This window comes from Streptosporangium album, assembly GCF_014203795.1.
GTDB lineage: Bacteria > Actinomycetota > Actinomycetes > Streptosporangiales > Streptosporangiaceae > Streptosporangium > Streptosporangium album.
Genome location: NZ_JACHJU010000001.1, coordinates 725,626 through 752,255 on the forward strand (window position 1 = coordinate 725,626; position 26,630 = coordinate 752,255).

The window sequence follows — 26,630 nt, forward strand, 5'->3', positions numbered from 1 at the left end:
CAGAGGACCACCATTACATGGAGCGACACGCCAATACACGGAGTGACCGTCGGGGTGTGCGCATCACCGCCTGCTCACACCCCGAGGTGTCTCCTACCTGCCGTCCCCGCCGCCGGCCTTGGAGGCGACGACCGTGCCCGCACCGGTGCGCAGATGACCCTCTCCGGTGTAGACCCACTTGGTGGAGGTCAGCTCGGGGAGGCCCATGGGGCCGCGCGCGTGCAGCTTCTGGGTGGAGATGCCGATCTCGGCGCCGAAGCCGAACTCGCCGCCGTCGGTGAACCTGGTCGAGGCGTTGACCGCCACGGCGGCGGAGTCGACCAGGGCGACGAACCTGCGGGACGCGGTGACCGAGCGGGTGACGATCGCGTCGGTGTGGCCCGAGCCGTACTTCCTGATGTGCGCGACCGCGTCCTCCAGCGAGTCGACCACGGCGGCGGCGATGTCCAGCGAGAGATACTCGTCGCGGAAGTCCTCCTCACCGGCCGGCACCACGTCACCGTAGGCCGAGATCCGGGCGTCGCCGTGCACCGTCACGCCCTCCTCGGTCAGGGCGGCCAGCGCGCGCGGCACGAAGGCGTCGGCCACGGCGGCGTGCACCAGGAGCGTCTCGGCGGCGTTGCACACCGAGGGCCGCTGGACCTTGGAGTTGAGCAGAATCGCGATCGCGAGGTCGATGTCGGCGTCGGCGTCGACGTAGACGTGGCAGTTGCCCACACCGGTCTCGATGACCGGGACCGTGGACTCCTCGACCACCGAGTCGATCAGAGAGGCCCCTCCACGCGGGATCAGCACGTCCACCAGGCCACGGGCCCGCATGAGCTCCTTGGCCGAGTCGCGGGTCTGGCCGGGAACCAGCTGCACCGCTCCCGCCGGGACCTCCGTACCCGCCAACGCGTCCTGCATGATCCGGACGAGGACCGTGTTCGACTCGTAGGCGCTGGACGATCCTCGCAGCAGGGTGGCGTTGCCGCTCTTCAGGCAGAGCGCGGCGGCGTCCACGGTCACGTTGGGACGGCCCTCGTAGATGATGCCGATCACGCCGAGCGGCACCCGGAGCTGGCGCAGCTCCAGGCCATTGGGCAGCGTGTTGCCCCGGATCACCTCACCCACCGGGTCGGGCAGGTCGGCGACCTGACGGACCGCCTCCGCGATGGCCCCGACACGGCCCTCGTCGAGCCGGAGCCGGTCAATCATGTATTCGGAGATGCCGCTCTGCCGTGCCCTGTCCACATCGAGCGCGTTGGCCGTGACGATCTCGGCTGACCGCGCCACCAGGGCGTCGGCGATCACCCGGAGCGCGGCGTCCTTCGGGGCCCTCGGCAGCGGGGCCAGCTCGGCGGTGGCCTCTTTAGCCGCCAGGGCTACCTTCAGGAAGTCCTCGGACATCTCGCGCTCCAACGGAACTAGTGGTGGGACTCCAGTATGACGATGTCATCACGGTGGATGAGCTCGCGTTCATATTCCGGACCGAGGCTGGTGGCCAGCTCACGGGTGGAACGGCCCAGCAGCTCCGGGATCTCCCCCGCGTCGAAGTTGACCAGCCCGCGGGCGACCACCCTGCCCAGCGGCCCGCACAGGTCCACCGGGTCCCCGGCCGCGAACTCGCCGTCGACGGCGGTGACCCCGGCGGGCAGCAGCGACTTGCGGCGGCTCACCACGGCCTCGACCGCCCCGGGATCCAGATGGAGCCGTCCCCGGCCGGTGGTGGCGTGGGCCAGCCAGAGCAGCCGGGTGCCGGGATGGCGGCCGTCCGGATGGAAGTAGGTGCCGACGTCGCTGCCCGCGAGGGCCTGGGCGGCGTGTGCGGCCGCGGTCAGGACCACGGGAACGCCCGCCCCGGTGGCGATCCTGGCCGCCTGCACCTTGGTGACCATCCCGCCGGTGCCGACCGCTCCCCCCTTCCCCAGTTCGACCCCGATCAGGTCGTCCGGCCCGCGCACGTCGCCGAGCCTGCGGGCGCCGGGACGGCGGGGGTCACCGTCGTAGAGGGCGTCCACGTCGGACAGGAGCACCAGCGCGTCGGCGCGGGTCAGGTGGGCCACCAGGGCGGCGAGCCGGTCGTTGTCACCGAACCGGATCTCGTCGGTGGCCACGGTGTCGTTCTCGTTGACCACCGGGACGATGCCCAGCTCCAGCAGCCGGCCCAGTGTGCGCTGGGCGTTGACATGGTGCGATCGCCGCATCATGTCGTCGGCGGTCAGCAGGACCTGACCGACGCGCAGGCCGTACCGGGCGAAGGAGGAGGTGTAGCGGGCGACCAGGACCCCCTGGCCGACCGAGGCGGCCGCCTGCTGGGTGGCGAGGTCACGCGGCCGGCTGGACAGGCCCAGCGGGCCGAGACCGGCCGCGATCGCGCCGGAGGAGACCAGCACGAGCTGCGTTCCGGTCCCACGCCGGGCGGCGAGCACGTCGACCAGGGCGTCCACCCGGTCGACGTCGATCATCCCCTGCGCGGTGGTGAGCGAGGACGAACCCACCTTCACGACGAGGCGTGAGGCCGTACGGATCCGATCACGCGCAGACTCCACAACACGCACCTTTCTCGCGAGAGCCGGGGATGAGCAGGTTATCCGAGCCGGTTGTCGGTGCCGCGCGGCCCTTGGTGGACCGCCTCGGCGTTGAGCGTCGGCTGCCAGTCGAAGATGTAGCCGTTCTCCATGGATCCGATGATCACCTCGGCTCCGGCGGTGGCCCCGGCCTTGGTGAGCTCCTCCTCGACGCCGAGCCGCTCCAGCCGGTCGGCCAGGTAGCCGACGGCCTCGTCGTTGGTGAAGTCGGTCTGGCGGATCCAGCGTTCCGGCTTGACCCCGGTGACCTGGAAGGTGTTGTCGTCGACCCGGCGCACGGTGAAGCCCGCGTCGCCAAGCTGCCTGGGCTTGATGACCAGGCGGGTCGGCTCGACCACGGGCGCGGCGGCCCGGGCGGCGGCGACCATCTCGCCCATGGCGTAGGTCAGCTCCTTGAGGCCCTCGTGAGTGGCCGCGGAGATGGAGAAGACCCGCATTCCCCGCTCCTCGAGCATCGGCCGGACGATGTCGGCCAGATCGCGGGCGTCGGGCACATCGGACTTGTTGAGGACGGCCAGACGCGGACGGTCCTCCAGCTTGCCGTACGCCTTGAGCTCGGCCTCGATCGCCTCGTAGTCGCTGATCGGGTCGCGGCCGGGCTCCATGGTGGCGCAGTCGATCACGTGCACGAGCGTGTTGCACCGCTCGACGTGCCGCAGGAACTCATGGCCCAGGCCCTTGCCCTCCGACGCGCCGGGGATGAGGCCGGGCACGTCGGCGACGGTGAAGATGGTGTCACCCGCGGTCACCACACCAAGGTTGGGCACCAGAGTGGTGAAGGGATAGTCGGCGATCTTCGGCCGGGCCGCGGAGAGCGCGGCGATGAGGGATGACTTGCCCGCGCTCGGGAAGCCCACCAGCGCCACGTCCGCGACGCTCTTCATCTCCAGCATCACGTCGAGCTCGTCGCCGGGCTCGCCGAGCAGCGCGAAACCGGGAGCCTTGCGCTTGGTCGAGGCCAGGGCGGCGTTGCCGAGCCCGCCGTGCCCGCCTTCGGCGATCACGTAGCGGGTGCCGGCGCCGACCAGGTCGATCAGGACCTCGCCGGTGTCGGCGTCCTTGACCACGGTGCCGTCGGGCACCGGGAGGATGATGTCGCCTCCGTTGGCTCCGTCGCGGTTGGCACCCGACCCCTGCTTGCCGTTGTCCGCCTTGCGGTGCGGGCGGCGGTGGTACTCCAGCAGCGTGGCGGTGTTCGGGGTGACTTCCAGAATCACGTCACCGCCGCGACCGCCGTTGCCGCCGTCGGGGCCGCCCAGCGGCTTGAACTTCTCCCGATGCACAGAGGCGCAGCCATGTCCCCCGTCACCGGCCTTGATGTGCAGGACCACCTGGTCCACAAAGTCCGGCATGTCTGCCCTCCTACCCATCTGCGGAAATATCCGCTTACAACACCAACAGGGGTGGACCGCTGTATGCGATCCACCCCTGCCGTTAACGTCTGTCGGTGCGGATCTACTCCGCGACCGGGACGATGCTCACTGCGCGACGACCGCGCTTGACGCCGAACTGCACGTGGCCTGCGGCCAGCGCGAACAGCGTGTCATCGCCACCGCGGCCGACGTTGTCGCCCGGGTGGAAGTGGGTGCCGCGCTGGCGGACGATGATCTCGCCGGCGCTGACCAGCTGACCGCCGAAGCGCTTCACGCCGAGTCGCTGTGCGTTGGAGTCACGGCCGTTCCGAGTGGACGACGCGCCCTTCTTGTGTGCCATCTCGCAAAACTCCCGAAACTCAGGCCTGGTCGATGCCGGTGATCTTCACCTGCGTGTACCGCTGGCGGTGACCCTGGCGCTTCTTGTAGCCGCTCTTGTTCTTGTACTTGAGGATCCGGATCTTCGGACCCTTGGTCTCACCGAGAATCTCGGCGGCAACCGTGAACTTGCCCGCCTCGGTGGTCACGTCGCCATCGTTGACGACGAGCACCGTCGGCAGCGAAACCGTGGAACCGACCTCGCCGGCGACCTTGTCCACCTCGAGGACGTCACCGACGGAGACCTTCTGCTGCCTGCCGCCGCAACGAACGATCGCGTACACCGCGGAACCCTTCTTCTGACTACTTGCTCGCCGGATGCTGCGCCCCGCATCCGGCTATGGTCACTGATTTGACCGACGGACCAGGTAGGCGCGCGAACAGGGCGCGCCACGAGCGCACCGGTTCACCAGGGTACCGGATTACCGGTGTCCTGGTCGAACCGGGCGGAACGTCGGAGGTAGCCGACCTGACGGCCGGCTAGGCCTTGCTTGTTGCCGGCCTAGTCAGCCGACTTGGCCTTGCGGGAGCGTCGCCGCCCCCGGCCAGAAGCCTGTACGGCCTGCGCGTCCTCAACTGGAACGTCATCAAGCGCATCGGTCACCGTATCACGGCCAGACTGGCCGCTGGCCGCGACAGCATGGCCCGGGTCCTTGGCGAGCCTCTCGGCGACCGCCTTCTCCACGGCCATCTTGCCCTGGGTGCCACGCGGCTCCGGCTTGCTCTCGACCGGCTCGGCCGAGACGTGGAGCCCGCGGCCGTTGCAGCACTCACAGACGGTCGAGAAGGCCTCCAGAAGGCCCTGCCCGACCCGCTTGCGGGTCATCTGCACCAGGCCGAGAGAAGTGACCTCGGCGACCTGGTGCTTGGTACGGTCGCGGGCCAGGCACTCCAGCAGCCGCCGCAGCACCAGATCCCGGTTGTTCTCCAGCACCATGTCGATGAAGTCGATGACGATGATGCCGCCGATGTCCCGCAACCTGAGCTGGCGGACGATCTCCTCGGCCGCCTCCAGGTTGTTGCGGGTGACGGTCTCCTCGAGGTTGCCGCCCTGGCCGGTGAACTTACCGGTGTTGACGTCGACCACGGTCATGGCCTCGGTCCGGTCGATCACCAGCGAACCGCCACTGGGCAGCCAGACCTTGCGCTCCATCGCCTTGGCGATCTGCTCGTCGATCCGGTAGGCGGCGAAGACGTCGGCGCCGTCCTCCCACCGGGAGAGCCGATCGGCCAGATGCGGGGCGACATAGCGGACATATTCGTCAACCGTCTCCCACACGTCGTCGCCCGCCACGACCAGCGAGGCGAAGTCCTCGTTGAAGACGTCGCGGACCACCCGGACGGTCAGGTCGGGCTCGGAGGACAGCAGCTCCGGCGCGCTGGCCGACTTGGCCTTGCGCTGGATGTTCTCCCACTGGGCCGACAGCCTGGCCACGTCACGCCCGAGCTCCTCCTCCGACGCGCCCTCGGCGGCCGTACGGACGATGACCCCGGCGTTCTCCGGCATCACCTTCTTCAGGATGCTCTTGAGGCGGGTGCGCTCCTTGTCGGGAAGCTTGCGGCTGATGCCGGTCATCGAGCCGTCGGGCACGTAGACCAGGTAACGGCCGGGAAGGCTGATCTGCGAGGTGAGCCGCGCGCCCTTGTGCCCGATCGGATCCTTGGTGACCTGTACCAGCACCGACTGGCCGGACTTCAGCGCCACCTCGATCCGCTTGGGCTGGCCCTCCAGCCCGGCGGTGTCGAAGTTGACCTCGCCGGCGTACAGAACCGCGTTACGGCCCTTACCGATGTCGACGAACGCCGCCTCCATACTCGGCAGGACGTTCTGCACCTTGCCGAGATAGACGTTGCCCACGTAGGACTGGCTCGCCTCACGGTTGACATAGTGCTCGACGAGGACGCCGTCCTCCAGCACCGCGATCTGGGTCCGGCCACCGGTACGGCGGACCACCATCATGCGCTCGACGGACTCCCGGCGGGCCAGGAACTCCGACTCGGTGATGATCGGCGGACGTCTCCGGCCAAGCTCGCGCCCCTCGCGGCGACGCTGCTTCTTGGCCTCCAGCCGGGTTGAGCCGCGGACACTCTGGACCTCGTCCACCGAGGTGCTGCGGCCGGCCCTGGGAGCACGGATCCGCACCACCGTGTTCGGCGGGTCGTCCGGGACCTCACCCTGCTCTTCGGTGCCCCGTCGCCGCCGCCGGCGACGGCGACGCGAGTTACCGCCCTCCGCCTCCTCTTCTTCCTGGTCGGCGTCGGAGGTCGTTTCATCCTCGGGCTGCTCGGAATCGTCCTCGGTCTCGTCCGACTCGCGCGTCTTGCCCCGGCCGCGCCCGCCCCTGCGGCGGCGGCGACGACGGCCACCGGCCTCGTCGTCACCGTCGGTGTCGTCGTCCTCCGGCTCCTCGGCCTCGGCCTCGGCCTCGACGGCCTCCGGCTCGGGCTGCTGCACCGCGGGAGGCTGCTGCACCGGCGCGGGACGGGAGACGGGCTGCTCGGCGCGGTACGGGTCGGGAGCCTGGAAGAGCGGCTGGAACACGGCCGCCGGTGCCTGGAAGGTCACCGAGGGGGTCTCAGCACGCTCCTGCCCGGCCAGTCCGAATGGATTGACGAACAGTCCCGGCCGTTCCTCGGTGACATCCTCACCGGCAGGCTCGTCGTCCAACGGCTCGTTGGCGGGCATCGCGAGCAGCAGCGCCGCCGCGACCTCCTCGGCCTCGGCCGTGGTGATGTCGCCCGGCGCCTCCGCCTCGACCGGCGCCTCCTGCGGGACGGCCTTCTTGCGGGTACGGCTGCGCTTGACCGGTGCGGAAGCCTCCTCGGCGACCGGCTCGGAAACCACCTCCACCGCGCTCTCCGCGATCGGTTCGGAGGCGAGCTCGGCGACCGGCTCCGGCTTCTTGGCACGGCTGCGCCGGGTGGTGGTCGTGGACGCCGTCGTGGCCGCCTTACGCCGGGTAGCGCGCTTGGGCGCCGGTTCCTGAACCACTCCCGGCTCAGGCTCCACAGCCGCCGCAGAGTCCCCGGGCCCCGCGGTCACCTCCGTGGTGGCCTCGGACGCTCCGGTCACCGCGGCAGGCGGCTCCGTGGCCGCCACCACCGGTGGGGCGGGCTCGGGCTCCTCCGGCGGAGGCCCCGCGGGCCGGCTGGCGGCCCGCCGACGGCGTGTCGGCTCTGTATTTTCCTTTATGTCCCCGTCGGGGCCATTGACCCCGACGTTGGGCTCGTTGTCGAGCATGCGGGCGTTCTCCCGTCAGCTCCCGGGCACGTCTCCGCGCCGCGCGGGAGCTCTCGTCTCTCGCTGTACGCCGAGCCTGAGCCCGGCGCCAAGTCCTATAGGTCGCCGCCGATGTACGGGCCCACCGGTTCCGTTTCGCCGCCGCGCGTAATGTCGCGGTCCAGGTCGAACGGGTCGGTGGGCTTACCGGTGTGCACGTCCAGCGGTCCCTGCGCCAGCCTGGTCACCTCGGGGGGCACCGGCGGCGCGAAGTCAGCCACAAGACGCAGTCCAGTAAGAACATCGTCGGGTCGAACGGCAGGAGTTGCGTGCCGTACAACCATGCGAAGTATGACACATGGCTGACTGGACGCCTGACCTGCTGTTGTCTCAGTTCTCTCAATAACCTCAAGGCTCAGCACCGCCTCGCGCGCGTCAAAGCGGCGCGGACCCTTTTTGGTCAGGCGCTCCACCTCGATCCGCTCGGTGGTGGTGAACCGTTCGACCGCCACCCGGGCAAGGGCGGGGTCGGCTTCCGGCAGCCGCATCTCCCAGGCGGAGCACTCCAGCCGGTCGGCCAGACTCCCGGTGCCCGCCTCGACGACGTCAAGCACGTCGAGACCGGTCGGGAGCGAGGTGTCCAGCGCGATACGGAGCCGGTCGGGATCGCAGGTGCGCGTCACACCGATCTCGAGGTACTCGGCCTCGCTGGCGACTCCGGTGGGTGCCACCGCGCCCACGTAGGAGATCCTGGGATGAGGCGAGAAGCCCGCGCTGAAGGCCACCGGCACATCGGCGCGCCGGACCGCGCGTTCCACGGCCCGGGAGATGTCACGGTGGCTGGTGAAGCGCAGCCTGCCACGCTTGGCGTAGCGGACGCGCAGACGCTGCGCCACGGGCGCGGGCGGAGGCCCGTCGGGAGCGGGTTTCAGGGTGGTGTCGTCCTTCCCAAGTCGTGGTCGTCAGTTCGGGACAGGCCGTGCTCACGCACGGCCTATCTCAGACAACCGTCAGCGGCAGCAACTTCTTCCCCGTCGGCCCGATCTGGATCTCGGTGCCCATGGTGGGACAGACACCGCAGTCGTAGCACGGGGTCCATCGGCAGTCCTCGACCTCGACGTCGTTGACGGCGTCCTGCCAGTCCTGCCAGAGCCACTCTCGGTCGAGGCCGGCGTCGAGGTGATCCCAGGGCAGGACCTCGTTCTCCTCACGCTCACGCGTGGTGTACCAGTCGACGTCGATCCCGGCCTTGGCCGTGGCGTCCATCCAGCGCTGGTAGGAGAAATGCTCGCTCCAGCCGTCGAAACGGCCGCCGTCCTCCCACACCGCGCGGATGACGTTGCCCACGCGACGGTCACCCCGCGAGAGCAGGCCCTCAACGATCGAGGGCTTGCCGTCGTGATAGCGCAGGCCGATGGCCCGGCCGTACTCCTTGTCGCCGCGCAGCGCGTCCTTCAACGCCTTGAGCCTGCGGTCCACGGTCTCGTGGTCGGCCTGGGCCGCCCACTGGAACGGCGTGTGCGGCTTGGGCACGAACCCGCCGATGGAGACCGTGCAGCGGACGTCCCGCGACCCGGTGGCCTCACGACCGGCCTTGATGACCTTCTTGGCCAGATCCGCGATGCCCAGGACGTCGACGTCCTCCTCCGTGGGCAGGCCGCACATGAAGTAGAGCTTCACCTGCCGCCAGCCCTGGGTGTAGGCGGTGGTGACGGTCCTGATCAGGTCCTCTTCGGTGACCATCTTGTTGATCACCTTGCGCATCCGCTCCGAGCCGCCCTCCGGGGCGAACGTCAGACCCGAGCGGCGACCGTTACGGGAGAACTCGTTCGCCAGGTCGATGTTGAAGGCGTCGACCCGGGTCGAGGGCAACGACAGCGAGGTGTTGGTGCCCTCGTAACGGTCGGCCAGGCCTTTGGCGACCTCGCCGATCTCGGAGTGGTCGGCCGACGAGAGCGACAGCAGGCCGACCTCGTTGAACCCGGACGCCTTGACGCCCGCGTCGACCATGTCGCCGATCGTGGTGATCGAGCGCTCCCGGACCGGCCGGGTGATCATCCCGGCCTGGCAGAACCGGCAACCGCGGGTGCAGCCGCGGAAGATCTCCACGCTGAACCGCTCGTGCACGGTCTCCGCCAGCGGGACCAGCGGCTTCTTCGGATAGGGCCACTCGTCCAGATCCATGACCGTGTGCTTGTGGACCCGCCACGGCACGCCCGACCGGTTCGGGGCGACGCGCCGGATCCGGCCGTCGGCGTGGTAGTCGACGTCGTAGAACTTGGGCACGTAGACCCCGCCGGACTCGGCCAGCCGCATCAGCAGCTCGTCGCGTCCGCCGGGCGAGCCCTCGGCCTTCCACTCGCGGATGACCTCGGTGATCGCAATGGCGATCTGCTCCCCGTCGCCCAGCACCGCGGCGTCGAGGAAATCGGCGACCGGCTCGGGATTGAAGGCCGCATGGCCCCCCGCGAGGACGATCGGATCGTCATCGCCTCGGTCCGCGGCCATGAGCGGGATGCCCGCCAGATCCAGAGCGGTCAGCATGTTGGTGTAACCCAGCTCGGTCGAGAACGAGAGCCCGAGCACATCGAACGCCCGCACCGGCCGGTGCGCGTCGACCGTGAACTGGGGAACGCCCTCGGACCGCATGAGCGCCTCAAGGTCGGGCCAGACCGCGTAGGTCCGCTCGGCCAGCGTCTGCGGCAACTCGTTGAGGATCTCGTAGAGAATCTGAACGCCCTGGTTGGGCAGGCCCACCTCATAGGCGTCCGGGTACATCAGAGCCCAGCGGACCGTGGTCTCGTCCCAGTTCTTGACGGTCGAGTTGAGCTCACCTCCGACGTACTGGATCGGCTTCTGCACCTTGGGCAGGAGCGCTTCCAGACGGGGAAACAGCGACTCGACAGACATACGGTCAAGCCTATCCGTCTAGAAGGGGTGCCACAGGCGGTCGTCCCCCGCTCGCAGCGAGTCGAGCCGGTTCCGCAGCTCCTCACGGGCCCCGAGGTCGCGATGGGCGTTGCGCAGCACGGCGGTGAGGGTCTGCAGTTCACGCATGTCACGCAGCACCGGGTATCCCTCCCATCGGGTCACGTCGTAGCCGTAGGCCTCGCTGAAATTGGACCGCTGCCGCTCGGTCAGCCCGAAACGCGCCCCCTGCAGGGTCGGGACCAGGTCGATCTCCCTGGGCCCCGCGCACACCCCGTCCCAGTCGCACAGCAGGAAACCGCCGCGTGTGCGGATCATGTTCCCGCGGTGGGCGTCCCCGTGCGTGAGCCCGTACGGCAGGGTGAACTCCACATGTTCGTAGTAGGCCTCGGCAAGCGCGTCGCACCGTTCGAGCAGCCAGCGGCGGTCGCCCTCGTCGAGCGCGAGCCCAGCCGGGATCGCCCGGCGCACCGCTCCGAACGGGTCGTGGGTCGGCAACTCGAACGGTACGGGCGGCAGGTCGTGCAGCCTCCGCAGCAACGGCCCCAGCTGCGCCGGGTCGGGCGGCGGCCCGATGTGCTCCTCGTGGCGCCAGAAGGTCGCCAGGAACCCCTCCGCGACCACCGGCTGCCCGACGTTCAGCGGCCTTACCGTGGGGAATCCCTGCTCTGCCAGCCAGCGGGTGACCCTGATCGACGTCGTCAGCCGGTCGAACCTGCCAGGCGTGGTCGCCTGCGTCAGGCGTACCACCACCCCCTGGGCCGGCAGGTGGTAGACGATGTTGGCGAAGTCGCGCAGCAGGACGGCACCGGAGCTGTCGAGACCGACCTCCCGGCAGGCATGGCTGAGGGCCACGACGGCCCGGGTGAGAACCGATCCTTCTGCCGCGATCGTCATCGCCCGCTCCTGTCCGAGATCGCCTGCCGGGCGTGCTGGGGCAGGCCCAGGACGCAGAAACTCTCGATCTGCCTGGCCATCCGCTCTCCCCCCGTCCGGGAGGAGAGCAGCGCGCGGCCCGTGGTGAGGGTCGTGCCCAGGCTGCCGATGCGCCGGTCGGAGGGGAGGGCGAGGATCGGCGTCATGGCACTCTCCGCACCCGCGGCGTCCCCCTCCATGAGGTGGGCGATCGCCAGATGAGCGCTGGCCATGGACTCGCACCCGTAGGAGCGGTTCTCCGGATCACCGGAGGCGTACAGGGACAGCGACGCTCGCGCCGACTCGATGGCCGCCGCCGGAGCGCCGAGGTGCAGATGGGTGACCGCCGCGTAGTAGTGCTCCTTGGCCGGGCGGAACGCGAACTCACCGGCGATCTCGTCATGCAGTTCGTCGGCTCCCGCGCCCCGGACGTCGGCCGCCTGCCGGAGCGCCTCCGCGGCATCCCCGCCACGGCCCAGCAACGCGTAGGAACGGGCCCGCAGCATGTGCAGGCGAGTGGCTCCGGACCCCACCTTCACGGAGGTCAGCCCGTCCTCCGCATACCTGGCCGCGTCACTGTGGCGGCGGTCCCAGAGTGCCACCGAGGACTGCATTCCACGTGCCCACGCCATCAACGCCGGATGCCCCGCCACCTTGCCGTAGGTCCACGCGGCCCGGGCGAGGGTGTCGGCGGGGACCCGGCGGTCCATGTCCATGCTCACGTTGGCCATCAGTCCGCACAGCGCGCCGGTGAGGAAGTAAAGCTCTCGGGCCTGCCCCGGGTGGATGCGTCTCCGCAGTGCCCTGCGGGTCCGTTCCTGCAGCTCCCGCATCTCCACGAAGAGCGGCAGCGGGGCCTCCACGACGTAGCGTTTACCGACCCAGATCACCTGGGTGCGCAACCGTTCCAGCGCGCCGGACCCCAGCTCACTCGCCTCGGCCTCCTCCGCGTGGGCGCCCGCCTCATCGGCCGCCACCGCGATCAGGTCCAGGGTCGGGGATGGGGACGGCACCGACCGCAGTTCCTCGGGGGTGTAGTCGTTGGCGAAGCCGAGCTGCACCGGCCCGGTCTCGTAGAGACGGCAGAGCAGGTCCGTATAGTCACGATCGGGCCGGGCCCCCGCCTCCCACTCCCGCCAGGAGCGCTCGGACAGCCCGCGTCGCTTGGCCCCCTCCCTGTCGCTCAGGGCGTGGAAGTGCTCGATGGCCTCCTCCACGGTCCATCCGTACGCGAGCCTGCGGCACTTGAACCTGGTCTGCTGCGGGGAGCACGCATGGATCTCGTCGACCATCTGCTGGATGACCGCCGCGGACGGCGGACCCGGCAGGGACGCCAGCGTCCGGTCACGGATGATCGTCGCGTAGGCCAGCGCGGCACGGTCCCCGCTACGTGAGCTCTGGGTCATCGGCTCTTCCGCCGTTCTTCCGGAGGGGACGCCCCCACATCGATGGGCGGACGTCGTCGGGTGGACCTGAGAGCCGGCCGCCGGACCGGGATGGCGCGCCTCTCACGACCCGGCACCGCCGAAGGGCACGACCGTCCCACCGCTGCGGAGCTGAGCCTGGAAGAGCTGCCCGCACAGACTGCTCGGAGTCTCGGCGAACCAGACCGCCGGCGGGCTGCCCGCCGACACAGCGGCCCACCGGCCCTTGCTGAAGACGATCCGATAGTCAGGAAACGCGGTACGCAGCAGTTCCAGTGCTCGTTGCCGCTCGGCGAGTTCCGATATCACGGCCCCTCCGTCATCGCGAGTTCCGTCGTCGTTCCCAGAATGTTCGCTTGACTCCCGCTATGCCAGTGAGAATCCAGGCTCACGGACATGCGGGCGGCTCTCATGTCGGCCTGCCTAGAACGGCTGTTCGCGGATGTGGATGGCTTGAAGCAACCCGACGGCGATCATATTGGCGAAGGTCGCGGTGCCGCCATAGGAGACGAACGGCAGGGGGAGACCGGTGATCGGCATGATCCCGATCGTCATCCCGATGTTGACGAAGGACTGGAAGGCCAGCCAGCAGACGATCACACCGGCGATCAGCGTGCCGAACCGGTCGTCGCACTGCCGCGCGATCCGCATCCCCCGCAGCAGGATCACACCGAGCAGGGCCACCACGGTGACCGAGCCCAGAAAGCCGAACTCCTCCCCCGCCACCGTGAAGATGAAGTCGGTGTGCTGCTCGGGCACGAACCGGCCGGTGGTCTGTCCCCCGTCGAACAATCCCTTGCCGAACAGCTGCCCAGACCCGATGGCGATCAGCGACTGGGTGCTGTTGTAGCCCACGCCGCGCGGATCGCTGGCGGGGTTGAGGAAGGCGGTGAACCGGGCGATCTGGTACGGCTCCAGCACGTTGAGGAACCATACGGCCACACCCGCCCCGATCGCGCTGAGGGCCAGACCGCAGATCCAGCGTTTGCGGACCCCGGCGATGACGAGCGCCGCGGCCGTGATCACTCCGAGGACCATCGTGGTGCCCAGGTCGGGCTGGAGCATGACCAGCCCCATGGTGAAAGCGCTCACCGCCAGCGCTATCCCGATGTCCAGGCCCCGTGGCCGGTCGGCGCTCGTCGCGGACGGGGCCAGCAGCATGGCCAGCATCAGCACCAGACCGAGCTTGGCGAACTCCGACGGCTGGAAGGCGAAACCTCCACCCACCATGATCCACGAGTGAGCCCCGTTCACGGTGGAGCCGAGAGGTGTGAGCACCAGGAACAGCCCGAGCAGCGACAGGCCATACAGCAGCGGCGCATAGGACCGCAGCCTCCGGTGGTCCGCCATCGCCGACACGCCGGTCAGGACGGTCCCGATGCAGAGGTTGAGGATGTGCTTTTTGACCAGCCCGGTGGATCCGGGTGCCCATGTCCTGGTGGACGACCAGACGAGCATCGTGCCGACCACCGCCAGTGCCGCCACGGAGACCAGCAACACCCCGTCCATCCGGCGGACCACAGAGGACACCGTCGCCGCCCTACGGGCGAAGGCCCCTCGTGGCGGTGCCGCCATCGTGCGGGTCACCGCGCCACCGTACCGTCCCGTTTGATCATCGGCGGTTCGGAGGCGGGACGCCCTGCCGGTAGTGCCGCCGGCGCCGGCCCTCCGGTGGGAGTGAAGCCGTATATGCCCTCGTAGATCTTCCGGGCGGCCGGAGCCGCGGTCTCCGCGCCCATCCCACCCTGGGAGACCATGACGACGACCACGAACCGGGGCCTGTCCGTCGGCGCGAACGAGGCGAACCAGGAGGTGTCCGCCTTGCCGTAGACCTCGGCGGTCCCGGTCTTACCACCGATCTTCACCTTGTTCATCGGGAAGCCGACGAAGGCTCCGGCAGCCGTGCCGTCGGAGGGCACATCGCTCAGCGCCCCCTTGATGTAGGCCCGTTCCGTGGCGGAGATCGGCAGCTTACGCACCACCGGCACCTTGATCTCCTTGACCATGCTGCCGTCCGGCCGTACCAACGCCCAGCCCAGCCGGGGACTGCGCAGCTTGCCGTCTCCGACCAGCGCCGCGTAGGCCGCCGCCAGCTGCAACGGGGTCACCAGGACGTCGCCCTGGCCGATGGAGAAGTTGGCCGCGTCACCCGGCCGCCACTGGTAGCCCTCCACACAGTTCTCGTACGCCAGCTGCTTGAGGAAGGCCGCCCGGCTGGGATCACCCTTGGCGACCTCCGGATATCCGGACTTGGCCCGCTTGCAGTTGTCCGTTTTGGTGACCGCCCACAGGTCCTTCTTCCACTGCCGGTCGGGGATCCGCCCGGCCGACTCGCCCGGCAGGTCGATACCGGTGGGACGGCCGAACCCGAAGGCACGCGCCATGTTCGCCATCGGTTCCTTGGTCTTCGCCTTCGCCTTCAGCCCGCCGTCACGCAGCCACTGCTCGTAGGCAGCCCGGTAGAAGATCGTGTCGCAGGACTTCACCAGGGCCGTGTGCAGGGTCATCGTGCCCATCGCGATGCCGTGAAAGTTGTTGAACGGCCGGCTGCCGACCATGAAGGAGCCCGGGCAGTCATACTGGCCGTGCAGCGGGTAACCGTCCTTGAGCATCGCCGACACCGATGTGACCTTGAACGTCGAGCCCGGCGCGAACTCGCCCTTGATGGCACGCGACACCAGCGGCTTGCCCGCCTTGCCGGACAGCAGACGCTGATAGTCCCTCTCCGAGATGCCCCCGGTCCAGATCGCCGGATTGTAGGTCGGCGCGCTGGCCAGAGCGACCACCCTGCCGGTCCTCACGTCGAGCACCACCGCCCCCGCGCCGTCGGCCCGGGGAGCGGACTTCATGGCATCGGCCAACGCCTTCTCCGTCACCGCCTGCACCTTGGCGTCGATGCTGGTGATGAGCGTGTCCCCGGACGTCGACGGCACCTGCCGCTCCACCCCGATCACCTTGCCGAGCCGGTCCACCTGCACCCGCCGTAGGCCGGGCACTCCCCGGAGCGCGCTGTCGTAGACCGACTCCAGCCCGTCCCGACCGACCAGGTCCACCCCGGAGAACACCGTCCTGGACCCGGCGCGCTTCTCCATCTCGGACTGGGTGATCGGCTGCAGGTAACCGAGCGCCTGCGCACCCGCGGTGCTTCCCGGATACTCCCTCACCGCCTGCACCTCGGCGGTCACCCCGGGAAACTCCTCCTGACGCTCCAGTATCTGCAGGGCCTCACGGGTCGTGACGTGGTCGTCGATCGGGATCGGCTGGTACGGCGAGCCGGGCCAGCACGGCCTGGCGACCCCCGGACCGCATGCCCTGATGCGCTCACGCAGATCCGCAGGGCGCCGGTCCAGCACCGTGGCCAGTCGCTGGAGCACGACCCTGCCGTTGCCCTCCATCCGGTTCAGGCTCGTGCGGTCCACCGAGACCACCAGCCTTGTGCGGTTGCGTACCAGCGGCCGCCCCGCCGAGTCGAGGATCTGCCCGCGCACCGCGGGCACCACCACGTCACGGGTGCGTGTCTCCATCGCGGCCGCCACGAACTCCTTGCCGCGCACCACCTGCACCTGCCAGAGTCGTACGGCCAGCAGCGCCAGCAGCGAGACCACCAGCACCTGCAGCACGACCAACCGGCCCCGCATCCGGATCATGTCCGCTCCTCGCCTGACGGCGTGTCCGAGCATGATGGGAAAAAGTCGTGCTCACCGACCCACCCGCTCATATGCGGCCCCGTGCCAGATACCCCGCCGGCTGCAAGGCCCGCGTCCGGGGTCCTCGGACGATTCTCGTCACCGCCCACACGATCAGCGGTGCGGCCAGCACGTTGTAAAGGATCATCTGGGGCAGCACCGTCGTGAGCATGGACCGGTTGATCCGGTCATCTCCGAGCAGTCCACCCACCACCACGGCGATCAGCGGACCGGCGGCCGCACAGGTCAACGTCGTGATCTGCACGGCTTCGGGATGGTTCTCCGCCATCCGGCCGGCCATGAACCCGATCAGGCACAGCACCAGTGCGTACTGCCCGAGCACATGCGCGGCAGGTGGCAGCACGTCGCTGACCAGCCCCGCGCAGAAACCCATGACCGCCCCGGCCACAGCCCCGCGGACCAACGCGTAACCCACCACGGTGAGCAGCACCAGATCGGGCGCACCCACCCCCGGGAGCGGCAGCCGGTTCACGGTTGTCACCTGGACGACCATGACCAGCAGGAGCATCCCCACCGAGATCACATCGCGGCCGCCCACCGTCAGGCCCCCTTCCGCGACACGTCGAGCCTGTGCGACGCCTCGGGTTTCTGCGCCCGGTCGGACTCACCCGGCGGGTTGGGCCTGCCCGGTGCGTTGGGCCGTACCGGGTCACGTGGATCGCGCTGTGGTGCCTGCACCACCACACCGACCACGTCCAGCGCGGTGAGGTCGGCGTACGGCCGCGCGTAGGCGATCCGGGTCAACTCCCCGGGCGTGGCCTCCACCCGCTCCACCACTCCGATAGGCACTCCCGCGACATACGGGACCCCCTTCTGGGAACCGAAACTCACGATCCTGCGGCCTGGAGCAACCTGAGCGGTCGAGTCGAGCAGCCGGAAACGGACCAGACGGCCGTTCTCCCCGACTCCGTGCACCACCCCGATCTCGTTGCTTCCCTCCAACCGCGCCCCGACCGCCGAAGCGGGATCACTGAGCAGGACCGCGGTCGAGGTGGACGTCCCCGTATGGATCACCCGGCCCACCAGGCCGTCGCCGTTCAACACGGTCATCTCCGACCGCACACCGTCGGCGCTGCCCACATCGAGCTCGACCGCCTCCTCGAACCCGGGCGTGCCACGCCGGGCGATCACCTGAGCGGACACGATCTTGTATCCGGCGGTCCCGGCGACCCGGAGCAGACGTCTCAGCTCGGCAGAGTGCCGCCGATCCAGGCTCTGCTCCATCAGGTCGCGCTTGAGCCGCTGGTTCTCCGCGTTCAGCGCGTCAATGCGACGCTGCGCGTCGGGCGCTCCCACCATCGTCTCGAAGAACTGGCCGACCGGCCGGATGACACCGGCCCCAGCGCTCTCCGCGGTGCCGAACAGCGCCGTTCCCGCTCCCCGGAGAGGACCGAAGGGAGAGTCATCTCCTGCCCGATGGTCCACGGTCATGAGCACGAGCGCCGCGGCCAGCAGCAGTCCCAGGCTCATCCGTGCCCGACGCGTGTCTTTCATCAGTGCCGCGGCTCCGGGACCAGGACCTGCTGCAAGGCGTCAAAGTCCTCGACGCACTTACCCGAGCCGAGGGCCACGGAGTCGAGTGCGTTGTCCACCAGATGAATCGGCATACCGGTCTCGTCCTTGAGCCGCTCGTCCATGCCCTTGAGGAGCGCGCCACCTCCGGTGAGCGCGATGCCCCGGTCCATCAGATCCCCGGAGAGCTCCGGCGGGCACTTGTCCAGGGTGGTCTTGACCGCGTCCACGATCGCGTTCACCGACTCCTCGGTGGCCTTACGGATCTCCTGGGCCGATACGATGATCGTTTTTGGCAGGCCACTGACCAGGTCACGCCCCCGGATCTCGGCATGTCCCTCGTCGGGGAGCACACAGGCGGAGCCGATCGCCATCTTGATCTCTTCGGCGGTCCGCTCGCCGAGCATGAGTGAGTATTCCTTCTTCGCGAAGCTGATGATCGCCTGATCCAGCTCGTCGCCGCCAACCCGGATCGACTGACTGGTCACCACACCGCCCATTGAGATGATGGCCACCTCGGTGGTGCCTCCGCCGACGTCGACCACCATGTTGCCGGTCGGCTCGTGCACGGGGAGCCCGGCGCCGATCGCCGCGGCCATCGGCTCCTCGATGATGAAGACCTGGCGCGCCCCCGCCTGATAGCCGGCTTCCTTGACCGCGCGCTGCTCGACCCCGGTGATCCCGCTCGGCACCGCGATGATGATGCGAGGCTTGGCGAAGTGACGACGCTTGTGCACGCGCTGGATGAAGTAGCGGAGCATACGTTCGGTGACGTCGAAGTCGGCGATGACGCCATCCTTGAGCGGTCTGATCGCTACGATGTTGCCCGGAGTCCGGCCAATCATGCGCTTGGCCTCGATGCCGATGGCGACGATCTTCCCTGAGGTCGTGTTGATCGCGACGACGGACGGCTCGTTGAGCACGATGCCGCGACCTCGGACGTAGACGAGCGTATTGGCGGTGCCGAGGTCGACTGCCATGTCGCGGCCGAGAAAAGAAAGCATGCTGCTCATGGGGAAGGCGGCCCTCCTTCCGTGAGGTCGTCGGCGAAAACTACAGAACGCACTCGAATCGTAACGTGACGTACCCACACTTGAGCGCAATGAGCCCTTCAGTTCCAGGAAAATCTTAAGACGTGCCAAATACGTCGAGCCTCGTCACTCCCAGAGTGACGAGGCTCGACGGCGCCAGAGGCCGATAACGCCTAGAAACGGTCCGGGAAGAAGATCTTGATCTCGCGGGCGGCGGACTCCGGCGAGTCGGAGCCGTGAACCACGTTCTCACCGATCTCCAGGGCATGGTCGCCACGGATGGTGCCGGGGGCGGACTTGACCGGGTCGGTCAGGCCGGCGAGGGCGCGGAAGGCCTCGATGGCGCGGGGGCCCTCAAGCACCAGCGCGACCAGCGGGCCGGAGGTGATGAACTCGACCAACTCGCCGAAGAACGGCCGCTCGGCGTGCTCCGCGTAGTGCGTCTTGGCGGTCTCGACGTCCAGGGTGCGCAGTTCCAGCGCCGCGACCTTCAGGCCCTTGCGCTCGACCCGGGCGATCACATCGCCGATGAGACCACGCGCGACACCGTCGGGCTTGATCAGGACAAGAGTGCGCTCGGACACTGAAGTTCTCCTTTGAAAAGCAAAGATGATTCGCGAACGGTGGTGAACGCGCGAAGTTTACCGCCCTCTACCCGATTCCCCGTGGTCGACGGCGTCACGGATGAGCGGACCCCTCTCCCAGCGTGTCCTCCGGAGACGGCGTGGGCGGTGGGACCACCGGCAGCGTGCCGGTCCTGTCCGGCCGGGAGTCCGGCTCCGGCCGCGTCTCGGCCCGGCCCTGCCCACCGGCTCCCTCCGCGGAAGGCGGCCCATCCCAGGCGCCGCCTCCGGCCACAGGTGTGCTCACCTCATCGGGCCCGACGTCTGGAGAACGACGGCCCAGGACCGCGCAGAGCACGATCGTCACGACCACCAGGCCGCCGCCGATCAGGGCCCACAGGTGGAGTGCGCCCACGAAGCCGTCGACCAGCGCCTGGGGACTCCTCGCGTCCTCCAGCCAGGTGACCTGGACACCGCTGCCCAGCAGGAAGCCGGAAAGCACTCCGGGGAAGAGCAGCGACAGCCCGAAGAGTGCCGCGCCGGGCCTGCACGAGCGCAACGCGGAGGTGAGAGCCGCCGAGGCACCGGCTCCGATCAGAACGGACGGGAAGATCAGCACAAGCCCGTCGGAGGTGGGAAGGAGCAGCCGGACGGCGCACAGCCCGGCCACCACGGCCACCAGGCCACCCGCACCGGTCAGAAGCATGCCACCGTCGCCCAACCGGCCCACCAGCACCGCGGCGACAACGCCGATGACCCCGGCGGCCGCGAAAGCGGGCCACAGACCGGACAGACCCGGACCACCCAGCCCGCCGAGCTCGACGGAGGTGACCTGGGCGAAGGTGGGGAGGACGACGATGCCCACCGTGAGCATCGTGTAAGCGGGCGCCCGGCCACCGATACCGTCGAAAGCGCCCAGGGAGGCAGATCCGAAGAGCGCGAGGATCGACAGCAGCGCAGCGAGGATCAGCAGACTCGGAGGCCAGTCGAAGGTGCTTCCCAGGGCCAGCAGGGCAATCCCCGCAGCGGGCAGGGCCGCCATCCGCAGAGGCCCGCGCTCCACGGCGCTCGTCCCGCCGCCCTCGCCGCTTCTCATCCAGAACACGAGGTAGAGAGCGGCCAGCACGAGCGCGACTCCCGTGAGCATCGGGTACGGCTGGAGCGTGACCCTCCAGGACCTCACCTCGTCGAGCGGCCACAGGGCCAGCGCCTGTGCGGCGAGGAGACTCAGCGCGAGCATGCCACCCCACACCGCGCGCAGGAGCGGTGACCGCTCCCAGACTGCCGCCAGAGTGGCGGGCACCAGCAGGCCCGCCCCGACCCCGTGAAGGACCCGCAGGGCCCCCACCGCCAGTGTGGAGTCCGCGTACCCCCCGGCGGCGTCGGCCACCGCGAGCAGGACCAGTCCGGCGACCAGGATCGGGGCCGCGCGCATCCGCTGTACAGCGAGGGCCGCCAGCGGCACGGTGAGCACCATCGCGGGCAGTGCCAGCCCGTGGGCCCGCACCATCGCGACCTTCGAGATCTCGGGGGGCAGCAGGGCGGCCACCACGGAAATGGTGTTGGGGATGGCGACGATCGCCAGTGGAAGAACCACCGCGACCAGCAGCCCGAGGACGACATCGAGCATCACGGAGACACCGAGCGTGCGCGACAGGCCCTCGGGCCCGGCGGTCACCGCCCGAGTCGGCTGAATGGGAGGCACGGCCATGTCGGCCGACTTTAGCGGGAAGTCACGCCCTCGACACGGCGAGCGACGAATATCGCCGTGATCCACAGCGCGGTGAAGATCGCTCCAAGGAAGAACATCGTGGGGACCAGGAAACCCGCAGCGATGGCGAGCACTTGGACCAGGCTTCCCAAGACGTAGGCGAAGGGCCGCTTCAACATTCCTGTGACCAGGACACACAGGACCGCCAGGCCGATCCCGACGGTCACCGCGACAGCCGGCTCAATGTCCTGGGTGTTGATCGCCACCGGAGTGAACAGCCCGATGACGATCGCCTCCATGCCCAGCACGCTGGCACAGAGCCGCCGCATGCCCGGAGTGACTGTGATCATCTCTTGCCTTTCCGCCGTCGCCCGGCTCATGTGGCACCATCGGCCTTGAGCAGCAACCGCGCGTCTCCGGCGGTCACCACCGAACCGGTGATCAACACCCCGGCCCCGCTGAACTCTCCCAAGGCGTCCACCATCCCGATCGCCCGGTCGATCGCACTGTCCAACCGCTCGACCTGGTGGACCCGGTCCATCCCGAAGATCTCCTCAGCGAGCGCGGCGAGATCGTCCACGTCCATGGACCTGGGCGAGGAGTTACGGGTCACCACGATTTCGTCCATCATCGGCTCCATCAACTCCAGGATGCCTTGAACGTCCTTATCCTCGAACACCGCGACCACGCCGATGAGCTTGGCGAAGTCGAATGACTCCTGAACGGCCTCCAGCGTGGCCTGGATCCCGCCCGGGTTGTGCGCGGCGTCCACCAGCACCGTGGGGCCCCGCCGTACGACCTCGAGCCTGCCGGGCGAACTCACCTGAAGGAACGCCTGCCGGACCAGCTCGGGATCGAGTGCGTCCTCCCCGACGCTCAGCGCCTCGACCGCGGCCAACGCGCAAGCGGCGTTGCTCGCCTGGTGCGCACCGTACAGCGGGAGCAGGACGTCGTCGTAGGTGCCCTTGAGGGTCTGCAGGCGGAGTAGCTGCCCGCCGATCGCGATTTCCCTGCCGAGCACGCCGAACTCCAACCCCTCGCGCGCCACAGTGGCTCCCACCTCGGCCGCTTTGCGCATCAGGACCTCGGCTGCGGGAAGTTGCTGCTGAGCGAGTATGGCTGTCGCACCTGGTTTGATGATGCCGGCCTTCTCCCCCGCGATCGTCGCGACGTCGGGGCCGAGATAGTCGACGTGGTCCAGCGAGATGGGGGTGATGACGGCCACCGCGCCGTCGGCGACGTTGGTGGCGTCGAAGCTGCCTCCCATCCCGGTCTCGATGACAGCGACGTCGACGGGGGCATCGGCGAAGGCCGCGAAAGCCATCGCGGTAAGGGTTTCGAAGAAGGAGAGGCGACGTCCCCCTGCGTCGATCATCCCCAGATAGGGGGCGATGTCCTCGTAGACCTCGACGAAGCGCTCCTCGCTCAGCGGGGCGCCGTCCACGGAGATGCGCTCACGCATGGAGACGAGGTGCGGGCTGGTGAAACGGCCGACGCGGAGGTTACGCTCACGCAGAATCGTCTCGACCATACGGGTCGTGCTCGACTTGCCGTTGGTCCCGGCGACATGCACGACCGGGTAGGAATGCTGCGGGGAGCCGAGCAGGTCCATGAGTGCGGCGATCCTGTCGAGAGTGGGATCGAAGTTCCACTCGACGCCGCGTTCCATGATTGCGCGTTCAACCGCTCGATAGTCCACGCCTCAAGCCTACTGACCTCGCCGACAGGTTCCCGACAGGCCCCGGGAAACAGAAAAGGCCACCCCGAAGGATGGCCTTTCCCAAAAGATTGCCCGGCGGCGACCTACTCTCCCACACCGTCCCCGGTGCAGTACCATCGGCGCTGAAGAGCTTAACTTCCGGGTTCGGAATGTAACCGGGTGTTTCCCCTTCGCCATAACCGCCGTAACACTATGAAACTATCAAACACACAACGGTGCCTGCTGTTTCAGAATTGCATAGTGGACGCGGGCAACAACCCTGGCTTCGCGCTGCTCCGGACCCGGCGAAGGGACAGAGCGCTGCAGAAACCAAGCTTATGCTTTGTGGTCAAGTCCTCGGCCTATTAGTACCGGTCAGCTCCACACGTTACCATGCTTCCACCTCCGGCCTATCAACCCAATCGTCTATTGGGAGCCTTACCCACTCTCATGGTGGGAGACCTCATCTCAAGGCGAGCTTCCCGCTTAGATGCTTTCAGCGGTTATCCCTTCCGAACGTAGCCAACCAGCCGTGCTCCTGGCGGAACAACTGGCACACCAGAGGTTCGTCCGTCCCGGTCCTCTCGTACTAGGGACAGCTCCTTTCAAGTCTCCTGCGCGCGCAGCGGATAGGGACCGAACTGTCTCGCGACGTTCTAAACCCAGCTCGCGTACCGCTTTAATGGGCGAACAGCCCAACCCTTGGGACCTACTCCAGCCCCAGGATGCGACGAGCCGACATCGAGGTGCCAAACCATCCCGTCGATATGGACTCTTGGGGAAGATCAGCCTGTTATCCCCGGGGTACCTTTTAGCCGTTGAGCGACGGCGCTTCCACAAGCCACCGCCGGATCACTAGTCCCAGCTTTCGCTCCTGCTCGACCCGTCGGTCTCACAGTCAAGCTCCCTTGTGCACTTACACTCGACACCTGATTGCCAACCAGGCTGAGGGAACCTTTGGGCGCCTCCGTTACTCTTTAGGAGGCAACCGCCCCAGTTAAACTACCCACCAGACACTGTCCCTGATCCGGATCACGGACCGAAGTTAGACGTTCAAAACGACCAGAGTGGTATTTCACCAATGACTCCACCACCACTAGCGTAGCGGCTTCACCGTCTCCCACCTATCCTACACAAGACGTTCCAAACGCCAATGTCAAGCTATAGTGAAGGTCCCGGGGTCTTTCCGTCCTGCTGCGCGTAACGAGCATCTTTACTCGTAGTGCAATTTCGCCGGGTCTGCGGTTGAGACAGCGGGGAAGTCGTTACGCCATTCGTGCAGGTCGGAACTTACCCGACAAGGAATTTCGCTACCTTAGGATGGTTATAGTTACCACCGCCGTTTACTGGCGCTTAAGTTCTCAGCTTCGCCACCCCGAAAGACAGCTAACCGGTCCCCTTAACGTTCCAGCACCGGGCAGGCGTCAGTCCGTATACATCGTCTTACGACTTCGCACGGACCTGTGTTTTTAGTAAACAGTCGCTTCCCCCTGGCCTCTGCGACCCCCACCAGCTCCGAGTGCAAGACTCATCACCAGCGAAGGCCCCCCTTCTCCCGAAGTTACGGGGGCAATTTGCCGAGTTCCTTAACCACAGTTCACCCGATCGCCTTGGTATTCTCTACCTGACCACCTGAGTCGGTTTCGGGTACGGGCCGCCACGACACTCACTAGAGGCTTTTCTCGGCAGCATAGGATCACCCACTTCGCCACAATCGGCTCGGCATCACATCTCAGGATACACAAGAGGCGGATTTACCTACCTCTCTCCCTACATGCTTACCCCAGGACTACCATCGCCTGGGCTGGGCTACCTTCCTGCGTCACCCCATCGCTTACCTACTACCAGATCAGGCCAGGCGTTCAGCCTCACCCACACCCCGAAGGGCGTCAGGGACTTAAGGACCCTTAGTATCACTGGATTCAGTATTGGCGCATCGCAGCGGGTACGGGAATATCAACCCGTTGTCCATCGACTACGCCTGTCGGCCTCGCCTTAGGTCCCGACTTACCCTGGGCGGATTAGCCTGGCCCAGGAACCCTTGGTCATCCGGCGCAGAAGTTTCTCACTTCTGATTCGCTACTCATGCCTGCATTCTCACTCGCACAGCCTCCACAACTAGATCACTCTGCTGCTTCGCCGGCTGCACGACGCTCCCCTACCCATCCACACACCTAGACAGACAAGCTGCCAAGCTAACATGTGAATGCCACGACTTCGGCGGTGTACTTGAGCCCCGCTACATTGTCGGCGCGGAATCACTTGACCAGTGAGCTATTACGCACTCTTTCAAGGATGGCTGCTTCTAAGCCAACCTCCTGGTTGTCACTGCGACTCCACATCCTTTCCCACTTAGCACACGCTTAGGGGCCTTAGTCGGTGGTCTGGGCTGTTTCCCTCTCGACTACGGAGCTTATCCCCCGCAGTCTCACTGCTGCGCTCTCACTTACCGGCATTCGGAGTTTGGCTGACGTCAGTAACCTTGTCGGGCCCATTAGCCATCCAGTGCTCTACCTCCGGCAAGAAACACGCAACGCTGCACCTAAATGCATTTCGGGGAGAACCAGCTATCACGGAGTTTGATTGGCCTTTCACCCCTAAACACAGGTCATCCCCCAGGTTTTCAACCCTGGTGGGTTCGGTCCTCCACGCGGTCTTACCCGCGCTTCAACCTGCCCATGCCTAGATCACTCCGCTTCGGGTCTACAGCATGCGACTCAAACGCCCTATTCAGACTCGCTTTCGCTACGGCTACCCCACACGGGTTAACCTCGCCACACACCATAACTCGCAGGCTCATTCTTCAAAAGGCACGCAGTCACATCACAGACGTCCGAAAACGTCTACGCTCCTACGGCTTGTAGGCACACGGTTTCAGGTACTATTTCACGACCCCTCACCGGGGCGCTTTTCACCTTTCCCTCACGGTACTTGTTCACTATCGGTCATCAGGGAGTATTTAGGCTTACCAGGTGGTCCTGGCAGATTCACACAGGATTTCTCGGGCCCCGTGCTACTTGGGATCCCCTCAAACAGTCGACAAGATTTCGCCTACCCGGCTCTCACGGTCTACGGCGCAACTTCCCAGAAGCTTCGACTATCCCATCGATTTCTCACTGTCTGGAGAAACGGCAGCTCCCCCCAGAGGGTCCCACAACCCCGCACACGCAACGCCTGCCGGCTATCACACGCATACGGTTTAGCCTGATCCGCTTTCGCTCACCACTACTCACGGAATCACTAAATTGTTTTCTCTTCCTACGGGTACTGAGATGTTTCACTTCCCCGCGTTACCACCAACCGCCCTATACATTCAGACGGAGGCAACACCACATGACTGGTGCTAGGTTTCCCCATTCGGACATCCCCGGATCAAAGTCAGGTTGGCGACTCCCCGGGGCTTAACGCAGCCTCCCACGTCCTTCATCGGCTCCTGATGCCAAGGCATCCACCGTGTGCCCTAAAAAACTTGGCCACAAAGATGCTCGCGTCCACTATGCAAATCTCAAACAACAGACAGCAACCAAACCCACCCCACCACCAACACCCATCACCCGATGAGCTGGTCTGGCAGGAGGCCGGCCCCGCACGAGGTCAAA

General features: G+C 67.2%; 20 protein-coding genes and 2 rRNA genes. All 22 read right to left on the reverse strand.

Translation table 11 applies throughout. The annotated features are described in order from the left end of the window. Window positions 1-93: 93 nt before the first annotated feature. Entirely contained in the window at window positions 94-1,389 is a 1,296-nt protein-coding gene (locus FHR32_RS03365) for a glutamate-5-semialdehyde dehydrogenase (RefSeq protein WP_184752878.1), read from the reverse strand. Window positions 1,390-1,406: 17 nt separating this feature from the next. Continuing rightward, the gene (gene proB, locus FHR32_RS03370) at window positions 1,407-2,531 is read right to left on the reverse strand and encodes a glutamate 5-kinase (RefSeq protein WP_184752880.1); all 1,125 of its coding nucleotides are present in this window, start codon (window positions 2,529-2,531) and stop codon (window positions 1,407-1,409) included. 38 nt (window positions 2,532-2,569) lie between these two features. After that, entirely contained in the window at window positions 2,570-3,922 is a 1,353-nt protein-coding gene (gene obgE, locus FHR32_RS03375; RefSeq protein WP_184752882.1) for a GTPase ObgE, read from the reverse strand. Window positions 3,923-4,025: 103 nt separating this feature from the next. Beyond that, window positions 4,026-4,283: a 50S ribosomal protein L27 gene (gene rpmA / locus FHR32_RS03380; RefSeq protein ID WP_184752884.1), complete on the reverse strand. Its 258-nt coding sequence runs from the start codon at window positions 4,281-4,283 to the stop codon at window positions 4,026-4,028. A gap of 19 nt (window positions 4,284-4,302) precedes the next feature. After that, on the reverse strand, window positions 4,303-4,605 hold the full coding sequence (gene rplU / locus FHR32_RS03385; protein ID WP_030924785.1) for a 50S ribosomal protein L21: 303 nt from the start codon (window positions 4,603-4,605) through the stop codon (window positions 4,303-4,305). A gap of 218 nt (window positions 4,606-4,823) precedes the next feature. Then, window positions 4,824-7,562, reverse strand: a complete 2,739-nt coding sequence (locus tag FHR32_RS03390) for an Rne/Rng family ribonuclease (RefSeq protein ID WP_184752886.1) — start codon at window positions 7,560-7,562, stop codon at window positions 4,824-4,826. 95 nt (window positions 7,563-7,657) lie between these two features. Beyond that, entirely contained in the window at window positions 7,658-8,437 is a 780-nt protein-coding gene (locus FHR32_RS03395; protein WP_184752888.1) for a TIGR03936 family radical SAM-associated protein, read from the reverse strand. A 103-nt stretch (window positions 8,438-8,540) separates the two neighbouring features. Beyond that, window positions 8,541-10,451, reverse strand: coding sequence for a TIGR03960 family B12-binding radical SAM protein (locus tag FHR32_RS03400; RefSeq protein WP_184752890.1), 1,911 nt, complete (start codon window positions 10,449-10,451; stop codon window positions 8,541-8,543). An 18-nt stretch (window positions 10,452-10,469) separates the two neighbouring features. Continuing rightward, the gene (locus FHR32_RS03405; protein ID WP_184752893.1) at window positions 10,470-11,366 is read right to left on the reverse strand and encodes a phosphotransferase family protein; all 897 of its coding nucleotides are present in this window, start codon (window positions 11,364-11,366) and stop codon (window positions 10,470-10,472) included. Then, complete coding sequence (locus tag FHR32_RS03410; RefSeq protein ID WP_184752895.1) at window positions 11,363-12,790, reverse strand: NsdA family TPR-like regulatory protein; 1,428 nt, start codon at window positions 12,788-12,790, stop codon at window positions 11,363-11,365. Before FHR32_RS03410 ends, FHR32_RS03405 begins: the two co-directional genes overlap by 4 nt. Window positions 12,791-12,892: 102 nt before the next feature. Then, window positions 12,893-13,117: a hypothetical protein gene (locus FHR32_RS03415; protein WP_184752897.1), complete on the reverse strand. Its 225-nt coding sequence runs from the start codon at window positions 13,115-13,117 to the stop codon at window positions 12,893-12,895. Window positions 13,118-13,231: 114 nt separating this feature from the next. After that, window positions 13,232-14,395, reverse strand: coding sequence for a rod shape-determining protein RodA (gene rodA / locus FHR32_RS03420; protein WP_312881945.1), 1,164 nt, complete (start codon window positions 14,393-14,395; stop codon window positions 13,232-13,234). After that, window positions 14,392-16,455, reverse strand: coding sequence for a penicillin-binding protein 2 (mrdA, locus tag FHR32_RS03425; RefSeq protein WP_184752899.1), 2,064 nt, complete (start codon window positions 16,453-16,455; stop codon window positions 14,392-14,394). The genes rodA and mrdA overlap by 4 nt, the downstream gene beginning before the upstream one ends. 67 nt (window positions 16,456-16,522) lie before the next feature. Continuing rightward, a complete protein-coding gene (mreD, locus tag FHR32_RS03430) occupies window positions 16,523-17,053 on the reverse strand; it encodes a rod shape-determining protein MreD (RefSeq protein WP_184752901.1) in 531 nt (176 codons plus the stop codon). Between the two features lie 2 nt (window positions 17,054-17,055). After that, complete coding sequence (gene mreC, locus FHR32_RS03435) at window positions 17,056-18,009, reverse strand: rod shape-determining protein MreC (RefSeq protein ID WP_184752903.1); 954 nt, start codon at window positions 18,007-18,009, stop codon at window positions 17,056-17,058. Next, complete coding sequence (locus tag FHR32_RS03440) at window positions 18,009-19,040, reverse strand: rod shape-determining protein (RefSeq protein ID WP_281390824.1); 1,032 nt, start codon at window positions 19,038-19,040, stop codon at window positions 18,009-18,011. The genes mreC and FHR32_RS03440 overlap by 1 nt, the downstream gene beginning before the upstream one ends. 191 nt (window positions 19,041-19,231) lie before the next feature. Then, on the reverse strand, window positions 19,232-19,642 hold the full coding sequence (ndk, locus tag FHR32_RS03445) for a nucleoside-diphosphate kinase (protein WP_184752905.1): 411 nt from the start codon (window positions 19,640-19,642) through the stop codon (window positions 19,232-19,234). A 94-nt stretch (window positions 19,643-19,736) separates the two neighbouring features. Further along, a complete protein-coding gene (locus tag FHR32_RS03450; protein ID WP_184752906.1) occupies window positions 19,737-21,332 on the reverse strand; it encodes a hypothetical protein in 1,596 nt (531 codons plus the stop codon). An 11-nt stretch (window positions 21,333-21,343) separates the two neighbouring features. Then, window positions 21,344-21,682, reverse strand: coding sequence for a DUF4233 domain-containing protein (locus FHR32_RS03455; protein WP_184752908.1), 339 nt, complete (start codon window positions 21,680-21,682; stop codon window positions 21,344-21,346). Window positions 21,683-21,708: 26 nt separating this feature from the next. Then, a complete protein-coding gene (locus FHR32_RS03460) occupies window positions 21,709-23,001 on the reverse strand; it encodes a bifunctional folylpolyglutamate synthase/dihydrofolate synthase (RefSeq protein WP_184756340.1) in 1,293 nt (430 codons plus the stop codon). A 121-nt stretch (window positions 23,002-23,122) separates the two neighbouring features. Further along, window positions 23,123-23,239 (reverse strand): 5S ribosomal RNA (rrf, locus tag FHR32_RS03465). 137 nt (window positions 23,240-23,376) lie between these two features. After that, window positions 23,377-26,506 (reverse strand): 23S ribosomal RNA (locus FHR32_RS03470). Window positions 26,507-26,630 lie beyond the last annotated feature (124 nt).